12 protein-coding genes are annotated in these 12,728 nt (G+C 68.9%); 10 read left to right on the top strand and 2 right to left on the bottom strand.

Annotated elements, in window-relative coordinates; genetic code table 11:
• Window positions 1–13 precede the first annotated feature (13 nt).
• A complete protein-coding gene (locus AQJ58_RS13440) occupies window positions 14–1,291 on the bottom strand; it encodes a glycosyltransferase family protein (protein ID WP_067249223.1) in 1,278 nt (425 codons plus the stop codon).
• 184 nt (window positions 1,292–1,475) lie between these two features.
• Here AQJ58_RS13440 and AQJ58_RS13435 point away from each other — a divergent pair, with 184 nt between their 5' ends.
• From AQJ58_RS13435 to AQJ58_RS13410, 6 genes are all read left to right on the top strand, one after another.
• Entirely contained in the window at window positions 1,476–2,447 is a 972-nt protein-coding gene (locus tag AQJ58_RS13435; RefSeq protein ID WP_067249752.1) for a glycosyltransferase family 2 protein, read from the top strand.
• 253 nt (window positions 2,448–2,700) lie between these two features.
• Complete coding sequence (gene rpsL / locus AQJ58_RS13430) at window positions 2,701–3,072, top strand: 30S ribosomal protein S12 (RefSeq protein WP_003948652.1); 372 nt, start codon at window positions 2,701–2,703, stop codon at window positions 3,070–3,072.
• A gap of 3 nt (window positions 3,073–3,075) precedes the next feature.
• Window positions 3,076–3,546, top strand: a complete 471-nt coding sequence (gene rpsG / locus AQJ58_RS13425) for a 30S ribosomal protein S7 (protein ID WP_030788318.1) — start codon at window positions 3,076–3,078, stop codon at window positions 3,544–3,546.
• Window positions 3,547–3,585: 39 nt separating this feature from the next.
• Window positions 3,586–5,712: an elongation factor G gene (fusA, locus tag AQJ58_RS13420; protein ID WP_067249221.1), complete on the top strand. Its 2,127-nt coding sequence runs from the start codon at window positions 3,586–3,588 to the stop codon at window positions 5,710–5,712.
• 169 nt (window positions 5,713–5,881) lie between these two features.
• The gene (gene tuf / locus AQJ58_RS13415; protein ID WP_055632341.1) at window positions 5,882–7,075 is read left to right on the top strand and encodes an elongation factor Tu; all 1,194 of its coding nucleotides are present in this window, start codon (window positions 5,882–5,884) and stop codon (window positions 7,073–7,075) included.
• Between the two features lie 249 nt (window positions 7,076–7,324).
• Complete coding sequence (locus AQJ58_RS13410; protein WP_067249219.1) at window positions 7,325–8,152, top strand: hypothetical protein; 828 nt, start codon at window positions 7,325–7,327, stop codon at window positions 8,150–8,152.
• 15 nt (window positions 8,153–8,167) lie between these two features.
• Here the strand turns inward: AQJ58_RS13410 and AQJ58_RS13405 are convergent, their stop codons facing one another.
• Entirely contained in the window at window positions 8,168–10,189 is a 2,022-nt protein-coding gene (locus AQJ58_RS13405; RefSeq protein WP_159056242.1) for an Ig domain-containing protein, read from the bottom strand.
• A gap of 475 nt (window positions 10,190–10,664) precedes the next feature.
• Here AQJ58_RS13405 and rpsJ point away from each other — a divergent pair, with 475 nt between their 5' ends.
• Genes rpsJ through rplW form a run of 4 tightly spaced genes read left to right on the top strand, consistent with a single transcriptional unit; the run spans window position 10,665 to window position 12,716 of the window.
• Window positions 10,665–10,973, top strand: coding sequence for a 30S ribosomal protein S10 (gene rpsJ, locus AQJ58_RS13400; RefSeq protein WP_003948644.1), 309 nt, complete (start codon window positions 10,665–10,667; stop codon window positions 10,971–10,973).
• Window positions 10,974–10,990: 17 nt separating this feature from the next.
• Window positions 10,991–11,635 (top strand): 50S ribosomal protein L3, encoded by a 645-nt coding sequence (gene rplC, locus AQJ58_RS13395; protein ID WP_007384065.1) that lies wholly within the window; start codon window positions 10,991–10,993, stop codon window positions 11,633–11,635.
• Window positions 11,636–11,643: 8 nt separating this feature from the next.
• Window positions 11,644–12,297: a 50S ribosomal protein L4 gene (rplD, locus tag AQJ58_RS13390; protein WP_067249214.1), complete on the top strand. Its 654-nt coding sequence runs from the start codon at window positions 11,644–11,646 to the stop codon at window positions 12,295–12,297.
• Window positions 12,297–12,716 carry a 50S ribosomal protein L23 gene (gene rplW / locus AQJ58_RS13385; protein ID WP_067249212.1) on the top strand — a complete coding sequence of 140 codons (420 nt, stop codon included), beginning with the start codon at window positions 12,297–12,299 and terminating at the stop codon, window positions 12,714–12,716. Before rplD ends, rplW begins: the two co-directional genes overlap by 1 nt.
• The last annotated feature ends 12 nt before the right edge of the window (window positions 12,717–12,728 follow it).

Here is a 12,728-nt window from a genome sequence, read left to right as displayed (position 1 = left end):
CGCCCCGGGCGGCCTACGGGATGCCCAGCTCGAAGATCACATAGTGCGCGTACCACCCCGACGCGAGCGACGCCGTCGCGAAGAACACCGCCAGGCTCGGCCACTTCAGCCGGCTCAGCGCCGCCGCCGGCGCGAGCAGCAGCGGGAACAGCGGCAGCAGGTACCTGCCCGTGTTGCCGAACATCTGCTGGGTGCCCAGGACCGTCACGATCGACGCCAGCGCATAGGCGACCAGCACCAGCGGTGGCCTCTTGCGGAGCATCAGCGCGATCAGGAAGGGCAGCGCCAGCACGATCTGCACGCCCAGCAGGTCGGGCACCGAGAAGGCGAACAGATAGTCGCTGTGCCCGACCGCCGTGTTGCCGAGGACGTCCAGGGTGTACTTGCCGAAGTCGAAGTAGTGCGCCCAGCCCTCGCGCTGGAGCGTGAAGTAGGCGGTCAGGTCGCCCATGCTCAGCCCGACCCAGGCGACATAGGTGAGCAGTCCGAGCGGCGCGGCGACCATCGCGTAGACCGGACCGGAGATCCCCTGCTCGCGCCTGCTCTCCCGCCGCGCCAGCGTCACGATCGCGGCGAGGCCCACCGCCCCTATGAGCGCGGCCGACGTCGGCCGGTTCAGTCCGGCGAGGAAGGCCAGCAGTCCGGCCGCCACCCACCGCCCCCGCATCACGCAGTAGCAGCACCAGGCCGCGATCGCGACGAACACCGACTCCGAGTAGACCGCCCACTCCACGCCCGCGCCGGGCACCACGGCCCACAGCCCGGCCGCGATCGTGCCCGCCCGCACGCCCGCGAGCGCCGCGACCACGGCGTAGATCCCGGCCGCGGCCACGAAGGACGCCACGACGGACACGAGGATCGCGGAGCCGTACAGACCGAGGCCCGTGACCTCCGAGACGCCCCTGGTCAGCCCGGGGTAGAGGGGGAAGAACGCCACCGAGTTCTGCTGGACGGTGAACAGCCCGCCCGGCGCGAGCGGTTGGAGCGGCCGGGGGTCGTACCCCTTCTCGGCGACCTGGAGGTACCACCAGCCGTCCCAGCTGGCCAGGACGTCCCACCAGTGGGCGCCTCCGCCGAAACGCGGGTTCTTCGTGCGGTAGTCGCCGGCCCACTCCAGCAGCCAGGCGAAGACGGTCAGGCCGACCAGCTTCGTCACGCCGTACAGGAGCAGCGGCAGGAGGTACGGTCGGAGACCGTCCGGCAGGGCGAGCCTGCGGCGCCCCGGCGGCCGCTCCCGCCCCTCGTCGGGCGTGGCGGAGTCCGTCGCCGCGTCGCTGCGGGCCGTGCTCATGACTGGGGTCCCCCCTAGGACGATCGCGGGACGGCCGGGTCGAAGCCGTGGTCCGGACGACCGTGAAGCGTGGTCATAAGATCGCACCAGAGTCGCACATGTGCGTCACAGGTGAGGGAGAGGGTGCGTGGCGAACGAGCCGGATGCCGTGAGCGGTGCGACCGTGCTGTCGGTCGTCATACCCATGTACAACGAGGAAGAGGTCCTTCCGGCGCTGGTCAGTCGGTTGCGTCCGGTCCTCGCCGGTCTCGGGGAGGCCTATGAGGTCGTCGCGGTCGACGACGGCTCCACCGACCGCACCGCCCAGCTGCTCGCCGCCTTCCGCCTCGGCTGGCCCGAGCTGCGGATCATCGGCCTGCGCCGCAACTCCGGCCACCAGGCCGCCCTCACCGCCGGACTGGACCGCGCCCTCGGCGCCTATGTCGTCAGTATCGACGCCGACCTCCAGGACCCGCCGGAGAAGATCCCCGAGATGCTCGCCCTGGCCCGGGGCGAGGGGCTCGACATCGTGTACGGCATCCGCGCCGACCGGGCCAGCGACACCGGCTTCAAGCGGTGGACCGCGGGGGTGTACTACCGGCTTGTGCGGCGGCTGGCGGGGCCGGGGGTGCCCTCCCAGGCCGGTGACTTCCGGCTGCTCGGCCGGCCCGCCGTGGACGCCCTCAAGGCGCTCCCCGACCAGCAGCGCGTCTACCGGCTCCTGGTGCCCTGGCTCGGCTTCCCCAGCGGGCAGGTGACGTACGAGCGCGCTCCGCGCCCGGCCGGGGAGAGCAAGTACCCGCTGGGCCGGATGATCCGGCTCGCCGTGGACAGCGTCACGGGGTTCTCCGCGGCCCCGCTGCGCATCGCCACCTGGCTCGGCGGCTTCGCGTTCCTGGTGTGCGTGGGGCTGATGGCGTACACCCTGGGCGCCCACTTCCTGGACCACACGGTCCCCGGCTGGACCTCCCTGTTCATCGGCGTCCTGTTCATCGGCGCGGTCCAGCTGATCTGCGTGGGCCTGCTCGGCGAGTACGTGGGCCGCATCTATACGGCCGTGCAGAACCGCCCCACGTATTTCGTCGGCAGCGACACGGCGCGGGACACCGCGGTGGACACGCAGGCGAAGGGCGGGGAAACCCCGGTACCACACCAGCGATCGGGTTCGCGAACGTAACCGCCGCGTGTCGGGCGTACGGCTTCTGTTTTGACCGGAGTGATTGCGCTGGGTACGCTCAGACCTTGTGCCTGGGGTGTGCCCTGGCCCTCGTGCGTGCCATCACACCGCGCCGGGGCCGAGAGCGGCCACCGTAATCCGAGCTTCCCGCTGCCTGGCGGCGGAAGTCCGCGGGATTCGACACACCCGACCGCGTGGGTCGGAGAAGTTCCAGGTTAGCTGTACTCATCGGCACACAGAAACCGGAGAAGTAGTGCCTACGATCCAGCAGCTGGTCCGTAAGGGCCGGCAGGACAAGGTCGAGAAGAACAAGACGCCCGCACTCGAGGGTTCCCCTCAGCGCCGCGGCGTCTGCACGCGTGTGTTCACGACCACCCCGAAGAAGCCGAACTCGGCCCTGCGTAAGGTCGCGCGTGTGCGTCTGACCAGCGGGATCGAGGTCACCGCTTACATTCCGGGTGAGGGACACAACCTGCAGGAGCACTCCATCGTGCTCGTGCGCGGTGGCCGTGTGAAGGACCTGCCGGGTGTTCGCTACAAGATCATCCGCGGTTCCCTCGACACCCAGGGTGTCAAGAACCGCAAGCAGGCCCGCAGCCGCTACGGCGCCAAGAAGGAGAAGTAAGAAATGCCTCGTAAGGGCCCCGCCCCGAAGCGCCCGGTCATCATCGACCCGGTCTACGGTTCTCCTCTTGTCACGTCGCTCATCAACAAGGTGCTGCTGAACGGCAAGCGCTCCACCGCCGAGCGCATCGTCTACGGCGCCATGGAGGGCCTGCGCGAGAAGACCGGCAACGACCCGGTCATCACGCTGAAGCGCGCTCTCGAGAACATCAAGCCGACCATCGAGGTCAAGTCCCGCCGTGTCGGTGGCGCGACCTACCAGGTCCCGGTCGAGGTCAAGCCCGGCCGCGCGAGCACCCTGGCGCTGCGCTGGCTCGTCGGCTACTCCCGCGCCCGTCGCGAGAAGACCATGACCGAGCGCCTGCTCAACGAGCTTCTCGACGCGTCCAACGGCCTCGGCGCCGCTGTGAAGAAGCGCGAGGACACCCACAAGATGGCCGAGTCCAACAAGGCCTTCGCGCACTACCGCTGGTAGTCGCTACCCACATCGAGACCGAGAGAAGACTGAAGCCTTATGGCTACCACTTCACTTGACCTGGCCAAGGTCCGCAACATCGGGATCATGGCCCACATCGACGCGGGCAAGACGACCACCACCGAGCGGATCCTGTTCTACACCGGCGTTTCGTACAAGATCGGTGAGGTCCACGACGGCGCTGCCACCATGGACTGGATGGAGCAGGAGCAGGAGCGTGGCATCACGATCACCTCTGCTGCCACCACCTGTCACTGGCCGCTCGAGGACGTCGACCACACGATCAACATCATCGACACGCCGGGCCACGTCGACTTCACCGTCGAGGTGGAGCGTTCGCTGCGCGTGCTCGACGGTGCCGTGACGGTGTTCGACGGCGTCGCCGGCGTCGAGCCGCAGTCCGAGACCGTGTGGCGTCAGGCCGACCGCTACGGCGTCCCGCGCATCTGCTTCGTCAACAAGCTCGACCGCACCGGTGCGGAGTTCCACCGCTGCGTCGACATGATCAGCGACCGCCTCGGTGCGCAGCCGCTCGTCATGCAGCTTCCGATCGGTGCCGAGGCCGACTTCAAGGGCGTCGTCGACCTGGTCACGATGAAGGCGTTCGTGTGGTCCGCCGAGGCCACCAAGGGCGAGATGTACGACATCGTCGACATCCCGGACACCCACGTCGAGGCTGCCGAGGAGTACCGCGGCAAGCTCGTCGAGGCCGTCGCCGAGAACGACGAAGAGATCATGGAGCTGTACCTGGAGGGCGAGGAGCCTTCCGTGGAGCAGCTGTACGCCGCGATCCGTCGTATCACCATCGCGTCCGGCAAGTCCAAGGACACCACGGTCACCCCGGTGTTCTGCGGTACCGCGTTCAAGAACAAGGGTGTTCAGCCCCTGCTCGACGCGGTCGTGCGCTACCTGCCCTCCCCGCTCGACGTCGAGGCCATCGAGGGCCACGCCGTGAACGACGCGGAAGAGGTCGTCAAGCGCAAGCCGTCCGACGACGAGCCGCTGGCCGCCCTCGCGTTCAAGATCATGAGCGACCCGCACCTCGGCAAGCTCACCTTCGTCCGGGTCTACTCGGGCCGCCTGGAGTCCGGCACCGCCGTGCTGAACTCCGTCAAGGGCAAGAAGGAGCGCATCGGCAAGATCTACCGCATGCACGCCAACAAGCGTGAGGAGATCGCCGCGGTCGGCGCCGGCGACATCGTCGCCGTCATGGGCCTGAAGCAGACCACCACCGGTGAGACGCTGTGCGACGACAAGGCCCCGGTGATCCTGGAGTCCATGGACTTCCCGGCGCCGGTCATCCAGGTCGCCATCGAGCCCAAGTCCAAGGGCGACCAGGAGAAGCTGGGCATCGCGATCCAGCGCCTGGCCGAGGAGGACCCGTCCTTCCAGGTCCACTCGGACGAGGAGACCGGCCAGACCATCATCGGTGGCATGGGCGAGCTGCACCTCGAGGTGCTGGTCGACCGTATGCGCCGTGAGTTCAAGGTCGAGGCCAACGTCGGCAAGCCGCAGGTCGCCTACCGCGAGACCATCCGCAAGGCGGTCGACCGGGTCGACTACACGCACAAGAAGCAGACCGGTGGTACCGGCCAGTTCGCCAAGGTGCAGATCGCGATCGAGCCCATCGAGGGCGGCGACGCGTCGTACGAGTTCGTGAACAAGGTCACCGGTGGCCGTATCCCGAAGGAGTACATCCCTTCGGTGGACGCCGGTGCGCAGGAGGCCATGCAGTTCGGCATCCTCGCGGGCTACGAGATGACGGGCGTCCGCGTCACGCTCATCGACGGTGGCTACCACGAGGTCGACTCCTCCGAGCTCGCCTTCAAGATCGCCGGTTCGCAGGCCTTCAAGGAGGCCGCGCGCAAGGCCAGCCCCGTGCTGCTCGAGCCGATGATGGCCGTCGAGGTCACCACGCCCGAGGACTACATGGGTGAGGTCATCGGCGACATCAACTCCCGCCGTGGTCAGATCCAGGCCATGGAGGAGCGTGCGGGTGCCCGCGTCGTGAAGGGCCTCGTGCCCCTGTCGGAGATGTTCGGCTACGTCGGCGACCTCCGCAGCAAGACGTCGGGTCGCGCAAGCTACTCGATGCAGTTCGACTCCTACGCCGAGGTTCCGCGGAACGTCGCCGAGGAGATCATCGCGAAGGCCAAGGGCGAGTAACGCACCGCGTTTAACGCACCGCGCGCACACGCTTTAGGCTTGACCCCGGAGCCTCGCGGGTCGTTCCTCCGCATTCGTGGCGGAATGACCCGGGGCCCGGGACTTAACAGCAAAGATCACCTGGCGCCGATGAACCAAGGCGTACAGCACACTCCACAGGAGGACCCCAGTGGCGAAGGCGAAGTTCGAGCGGACTAAGCCGCACGTCAACATCGGCACCATCGGTCACATCGACCACGGTAAGACGACCCTCACGGCCGCCATTACCAAGGTGCTGCACGACGCGTACCCGGACCTGAACGAGGCCACCGCGTTCGACAACATCGACAAGGCGCCCGAAGAGCGTCAGCGTGGTATCACGATCTCCATCGCGCACGTCGAGTACCAGACGGAGACCCGTCACTACGCCCACGTCGACTGCCCGGGTCACGCGGACTACATCAAGAACATGATCACCGGTGCCGCGCAGATGGACGGCGCGATCCTCGTGGTCGCCGCCACCGACGGCCCGATGCCGCAGACCAAGGAGCACGTGCTCCTGGCCCGCCAGGTCGGCGTTCCGTACATCGTCGTCGCCCTGAACAAGGCCGACATGGTGGACGACGAGGAGATCCTGGAGCTCGTCGAGCTCGAGGTCCGTGAGCTCCTCTCCGAGTACGAGTTCCCGGGCGACGACCTGCCGGTCGTCCGCGTCTCCGCGCTGAAGGCGCTGGAGGGCGACTCCGAGTGGACGAACTCCGTCCTCGACCTGATGAAGGCCGTCGACGAGTCCATCCCGCAGCCCGAGCGTGACGTCGACAAGGCGTTCCTCATGCCGATCGAGGACGTCTTCACGATCACCGGTCGCGGTACGGTCGTCACCGGCCGTATCGAGCGTGGTGTCCTGAAGGTCAACGAGACCGTCGACATCATCGGCATCAAGACCGAGAAGACCACCACCACGGTCACCGGTATCGAGATGTTCCGCAAGCTGCTCGACGAGGGCCAGGCCGGTGAGAACGTCGGTCTGCTGCTCCGCGGCATCAAGCGCGAGGACGTCGAGCGCGGCCAGGTCATCATCAAGCCCGGTTCGGTCACCCCGCACACCGAGTTCGAGGCCCAGGCCTACATCCTGTCGAAGGACGAGGGTGGCCGCCACACCCCGTTCTTCAACAACTACCGTCCGCAGTTCTACTTCCGTACGACGGACGTGACCGGCGTCGTGACCCTCCCCGAGGGCACCGAGATGGTCATGCCGGGTGACAACACCGAGATGAAGGTGGAGCTCATCCAGCCCGTCGCCATGGAAGAGGGCCTGAAGTTCGCCATCCGTGAGGGTGGCCGGACGGTCGGCGCCGGCCAGGTCACCAAGATCAACAAGTGATCTTGCGCCTGATCGGTGGCACAGCCTGAGCTGAGCCTCTGAAGGGGCCCGTACGACTCCGGTCGTACGGGCCCTTTCGCATGCCCGGTCGCCGCCTTTCGGTCGAGTGCGCAGTGTGCGGGGGTGGAGCGGCCGGTGGCGGGGCGGTGAAGAGGGGCCCGGACGTGGCGTTCAGGAGGGCGCGTGAGCAGGCGTGAGACGCGGGCGCTAGTCTGCCGATCTTCGTCTCTCCCCCCTCGGAAGGTGTGAATGAGAACAGGCAGAACCGCCGCGGTGACCCTGCTCGCGGGCGTGCTGGGACTCTCGGTGCTGGGCGCGCCGGAGGCTCACGCGGCGGACACGGGCATCACCGTGTCGAACATCGTCGTCAACGACGGCAAGCCGATCGTGGTCGGCACGTCGAAGGTGGTGGAGCCGCCGCTGAGCTTCGACATCACCCTGCCGTCCGGGTACAGCACGGCGGACCCCTTCCGCTACGACGCGTTTCCGTTCCTCTACCGGGGCGACCTGAGGACGGCGGCCGACACCGGGGACAACTACATCGGGCCGGGCGGCTACACCTGCTACGAGCAGAGCGCGAAGAGGGCCCACTGCGAGGGCGACCTCTACATCGACCCGGATCCGACCAAGGACCACGTCGACTCCAACGCCGACGCCACCACATGGAAGGTCGCGGTCTCGCTCCGCCTGTTCAAGGCCGGCGGCGGCCTCAAGACCGCGGAGCGCGAGACGAGGTCCCTGACCGTCGCGCTCAGGAGGTCGGCCAAGCTCACCGCCGCCGACGCCGCGCCGGAGCCGGTGACCAAGGGCAGGGCGATCACCGTCGCCGGCAAGCTGACCCGGGCGAACTGGAGCACCAAGAAGTACGACGGCTACGGCGGCCGGACCGTGAGTCTCCAGTTCCGCGCGGCGGGCACCGACACCTTCAAGACGGTCAAGAAGGTCACCTCCGGCAGCACCGGAGCCCTCAGGACGACGGTCACCGCCTCCGTCGACGGCTCCTTCCGCTGGGTGTACAACGGCAACACCACGACCGGCACCGCGGCCGGCGCGGCCGACGCCGTCGACGTGCGCTGACGGGCTCGGCGCCGCTCACACGGGGGCCGGCGTCCGTTCCGGGCGAGGCCCCGGGCCAGCCGGCCGGCGGGCGTCGTGCGCGGCGACCGCCGCCCGCACCCGCCGCAGTAGCGCACCCCGCCCCGTCCCCAGCTCGGGAGCCGGCCCGCTGGGGGCGTCCGCGAGGGCGGCCTCGATCGCGAGCCGCGTGCGCACCGGGTCGCGGCGGTAGCGGACCCCCGAGAGGTTGGAGCGGTTGCCCACCCGCATCAACGTGGTGTCCTCACCCAGGTGTTGGACCTGCTCCAGCTTCGAGAAGAGCCACTCGCGCCGGTTCCTGCCGCAGAACAGCACGCGCTGCGCGGTGATCACCAGCGTTCCGGAGTCACGAGCGGCACCCGCCTGGCCGGTGCCGTCGGGCTGCACCAGATCCGCGTCGGTCACCCACCACACCGACTCGTCCCGCCGGCGCCTGCCCCACTCGGCGAGCCAGCGCCCGGAGGACTCCTCCTCTTCCCCCAATTCCGCAGCGAACTCGGCGAGTTCGACGAGCCGCTCCCGCTCCTGCTCCCAGTCGCGCAGCAGGCCCTCATAGGCCGCGGCCGCCCGCGCGGCCCGGCGCGCCGCACGGGCCGGACGGCCGCGGCGGTGGACGTAGGCGGCGGCCGCGAGGAGCAGGAGCAGGAGGACGGCCTTCAGCAGCAGCGCGAGCCAGTCACCGGCCGTCCAGCGGTCGTCCACGGCGACGGTGAGCCGTCGGGAGGTCGTGTTGCCGTACGCGTCCTCGGCGACGACCGTGACCGAGTAGCTGCCCGGCTCCAGGGCCCGGGTCACGGAGCCCGGCTTCCCGGTGGAGGTGAAGGCCCTGCGGGCGGCGGCCGAGCCGTAGGCCACCCGCACCTCGGCGCCGGCCTCGGTGGTGACCGCCAGGGCCAGCTCCCCGTGGGACGCGCTCTCGCGGTCGGAGACGACCTTCAGCGCGGGGGCGACCGTGTCGACGGTCAGGTCCTCGCCCGTGGCGCGGCCGGTGCGCCCGTAGGCGTCGGTGACGGTGACGACGGGGGCCGCGTGGTGTCCGTCCGCCAGTCGCAGGTCCACCGTGGCCGCACCCCTGTCGTCCGCGGTGAAGGCGTGCGCCACCCCGTCGTCGGCGGTGAGGGTGCCCTCGGCGTGTGGGGGAGCGGTGATCGTGTACCGGACGTCGCCCGAGCCGCGCCGGTGCTCGGCGCCGACCCGGGGGACCAGCTCCGCCAGCTCCACATGGAGCTTCCGCTCCGCACGGCCGACGTTGCCCGCCTCGTCCGTCACCGCCAGCCGGACCGTGTAGTCGCCGTCCGGGAGCGTGAGCAGGACGTCCGTGCCGTCCCCGACAGTGCCGGCGAACGCCTCCTCGCGGCCGACGACGGTCAGCCTGTACGCGGCTCCGTCCTCCGAGGTGAAGGCCACCGCGGAGCTCGCGGTCGCCGCGTCGGCCGCACCCACGGTGAAGCCGCTGACGGCCGGGGCCTCCGCGTCGACATCGAGCGTGAACGCCTCGACCGGATCGCTGGTGTTGTCGGCGGCGTCGGTGGCCGTGACGGTGTAGGTGTGCGAGCCGCTCGCGGCGGTGAAGTCGATGGTCTGGGCGCCGCCGGTCGCGGTGGCCTTCGCGACGATGTCGCCGGGTTCGCCGTACTCGTCCGTCTCGGCGACCTCGATGCGGGACCCCCGCTCCGCCGTGACCGTCAGGCCGACCCTGCCGCCCCGGCCCGCGTGCGGCCGGACCACCTTCGGGCGGCGCGGCGCGGTGAGGTCCGCCGCCGCGGACGACGACGTACCGCTGTCGCCCGTCCCGCCGCAGTAGGTGTCGTAGCCGAGATCGCCGCAGACGTACGAACCCGTGTCCGACGGGCAGGAGTGCCAGCGGTGGCAGCCGTCCCGGTGCGCCTGGGCCGGCACGGGCACGAGGGCGAGCAGCAGGGTCGCCGCACCGGCTACGACGGCGGCGCGTGCGGCCCGTCCGCGGGCCCGGCTCGGTGATCTGTGCGGTGATCCGTGCGGTGGCGATGCCGATGTCATGATCCAGCCCCCCTGGTCGGAATGTAAGGGGAGTGTAAGGACATCGCCGGGGCGGGCGGCCCGCTTGGTTTGACCTGCGTCACGTCCGGGGTATTCTCTCCGGCTCGATTGGCGGAGGCCCTGCCCCGTATGGCAGACTAGCGGGGTTGCTCGGTCGAGTGTTGATGCTGTGCGCCTCCCGCCGGGAGGACCGGAAGCGAGTCCCACAGTACTCGTCGCCCTAACTGCCTCACGGCAGCGCTGGGGCGGACGTACGGGAATCTTTCGGGAAGCGCGGTGCGGCGACGGCCAGGCGCCCGGTGGGCCTTCCGCCCCCGGCCTGCGGTACCGGAAGGGCCGTGTGCATTCCCGTAGGGATGTTCGAACAAGGGACATCTTTGTCAGCGGGAGCGCGACACGCCCGACCGCGTGGGTCGGAGGAAAAGGAAGCCGTCGGGCTCCAGAGCGTAAGAAGACAAAGGACTACTGAGTAGCCATGGCGGGACAGAAGATCCGCATCCGGCTCAAGGCCTACGACCACGAGGTCATCGACTCCTCGGCGAAGAAGATCGTCGAGACGGTGACCCGCACTGGTGCGTCGGTCGCGGGCCCGGTGCCGCTGCCCACTGAGAAGAACGTGTACTGCGTCATCAAGTCGCCGCACAAGTACAAGGACTCGCGCGAGCACTTCGAGATGCGCACGCACAAGCGCCTGATCGACATCCTCGACCCGACGCCCAAGACCGTTGACTCTCTGATGCGACTCGACCTCCCGGCCGGTGTCGACATCGAGATCAAGCTCTGAGGGTCGGTGATCTGAGAATGGCTAAGCAGATCAAGGGCATCCTGGGCGAGAAGCTCGGCATGACGCAGGTGTGGGACGAGAACAACCGTGTTGTTCCGGTCACCGTCGTCAAGGCCGGCCCGAACGTCGTGACCCAGGTCCGTACGAACGACGCGGACGGCTACGAGTCCGTCCAGATCGCCTTCGGCGAGATCGACCCGCGCAAGGTGAACAAGCCCCTCAAGGGCCACTTCGCCAAGGCCGACGTCACTCCCCGCCGCCACCTCGTCGAGATCCGTACCGCTGACGCCAGCGAGTACACCCTCGGCCAGGAGATCACCGCTGAGGTGTTCGAGGCCGGCATCAAGGTCGACGTGACCGGCAAGAGCAAGGGCAAGGGCTTCGCCGGTGTCATGAAGCGTCACAACTTCAAGGGCCTCGGCGCCGGTCACGGCACCCAGCGCAAGCACCGCTCGCCCGGTTCCATCGGTGGCTGCGCCACCCCGGGCCGCGTGTTCAAGGGCCTCCGCATGGCGGGTCGCATGGGCAACGAGCGTGTCACCACCCAGAACCTGACCGTCCACGCCGTTGACGCGGAGAAGGGTCTGCTGCTCATCAAGGGCGCTGTCCCCGGTCCGAACGGCGGCCTCGTCCTGGTCCGCACCGCGGCCAAGGGGGCCTGAGGTAACCGATGAGCACTGTTGACATCCTTTCGCCTGCCGGCGAGAAGACCGGTAGCGTCGAGCTCCCCGCGGAGATCTTCGGCGTGGAGAAGGTCAGCATCCCGCTGATCCACCAGGTCGTCGTCGCGCAGAACGCGGCTGCCCGCCAGGGCACGCACAAGACCAAGACCCGTGGCGAAGTCCGTGGTGGTGGCAAGAAGCCTTACCGCCAGAAGGGCACCGGCCGCGCCCGTCAGGGCTCGACCCGCGCGCCCCAGTTCGCCGGCGGTGGCGTCGTGCACGGCCCCGTGCCGCGCGACTACTCGCAGCGGACCCCCAAGAAGATGAAGGCTGCCGCCCTGCGTCACGCCCTCACCGACCGGGCCCGCCACAACCGCATCCACGTCGTCACCGGCGTGGTCGACGGCGACATCTCCACCAAGGCCGCGAAGACGCTGTTCGGCAAGATCAGCGAGCGCAAGAACCTGCTGCTCGTCGCCGAGCGCAGCGACGAGGCCGCGTGGCTGTCCGCCCGCAACCTGCCCCAGGTGCACATCCTGGAGCCGGGCCAGCTGAACACGTACGACGTGATCGTCTCGGACGACGTGGTCTTCACCCAGGCCGCTCTCGAGTCCTTCGTCGCCGGCCCGAAGGCCAACGACACCGAAGGGACTGAGGTCTGATGGCCGTCCGTCACCCCTCCATCGCCTCGAAGGCCGCCAAGGCCGCCAAGGCCGCGCGCGTCGCCAAGGCGAAGCGCCACGCCACCGAGGGCAAGAACACCGTCGTCACCGCGCCCAGCAAGGCGTACACGGACCCCCGTGACGTGCTGCTGAAGCCGGTCGTGTCGGAGAAGAGCTACGCGCTCCTCGACGAGAACAAGTACACGTTCATCGTCGACCCGAACGCCAACAAGACCCAGATCAAGCAGGCCGTCCAGGCGGTCTTCTCGGTCAAGGTCACCGGGGTCAACACGATCAACCGCATCGGTAAGCGCAAGCGCACCAAGACCGGCTTCGGTCAGCGCGCCGCCACCAAGCGAGCGATCGTGACCCTTGCCGAGGGCGACCGTATCGACATCTTCGGCGGTCCGACCGCGTAAGCGGGTCGGATC

The sequence above is a fragment of the Streptomyces sp. DSM 15324 genome (assembly GCF_001514285.1).
Classification (GTDB): domain Bacteria; phylum Actinomycetota; class Actinomycetes; order Streptomycetales; family Streptomycetaceae; genus Streptomyces.
This window is presented reverse-complemented; position numbering and strand designations above follow the sequence as displayed.

What these genes read in the sequence shown, in the direction of transcription:
- AQJ58_RS13440 (WP_067249223.1), bottom strand. Translation starts at nt 1,291, where the DNA reads ATGAGCACGGCCCGCAGCGACGCGGCGACGGACTCCGCCACGCCCGAC.
- fusA (WP_067249221.1), top strand. Translation starts at nt 3,586, where the DNA reads ATGGCTACCACTTCACTTGACCTGGCCAAGGTCCGCAACATCGGGATC.
- rplC (WP_007384065.1), top strand. Translation starts at nt 10,991, where the DNA reads ATGGCTAAGCAGATCAAGGGCATCCTGGGCGAGAAGCTCGGCATGACG.
- AQJ58_RS13435 (WP_067249752.1), top strand. Translation starts at nt 1,476, where the DNA reads ATGTACAACGAGGAAGAGGTCCTTCCGGCGCTGGTCAGTCGGTTGCGT.
- rplD (WP_067249214.1), top strand. Translation starts at nt 11,644, where the DNA reads ATGAGCACTGTTGACATCCTTTCGCCTGCCGGCGAGAAGACCGGTAGC.
- AQJ58_RS13410 (WP_067249219.1), top strand. Translation starts at nt 7,325, where the DNA reads ATGAGAACAGGCAGAACCGCCGCGGTGACCCTGCTCGCGGGCGTGCTG.
- rpsG (WP_030788318.1), top strand. Translation starts at nt 3,076, where the DNA reads ATGCCTCGTAAGGGCCCCGCCCCGAAGCGCCCGGTCATCATCGACCCG.
- rplW (WP_067249212.1), top strand. Translation starts at nt 12,297, where the DNA reads ATGGCCGTCCGTCACCCCTCCATCGCCTCGAAGGCCGCCAAGGCCGCC.
- AQJ58_RS13405 (WP_159056242.1), bottom strand. Translation starts at nt 10,189, where the DNA reads ATGACATCGGCATCGCCACCGCACGGATCACCGCACAGATCACCGAGC.
- rpsJ (WP_003948644.1), top strand. Translation starts at nt 10,665, where the DNA reads ATGGCGGGACAGAAGATCCGCATCCGGCTCAAGGCCTACGACCACGAG.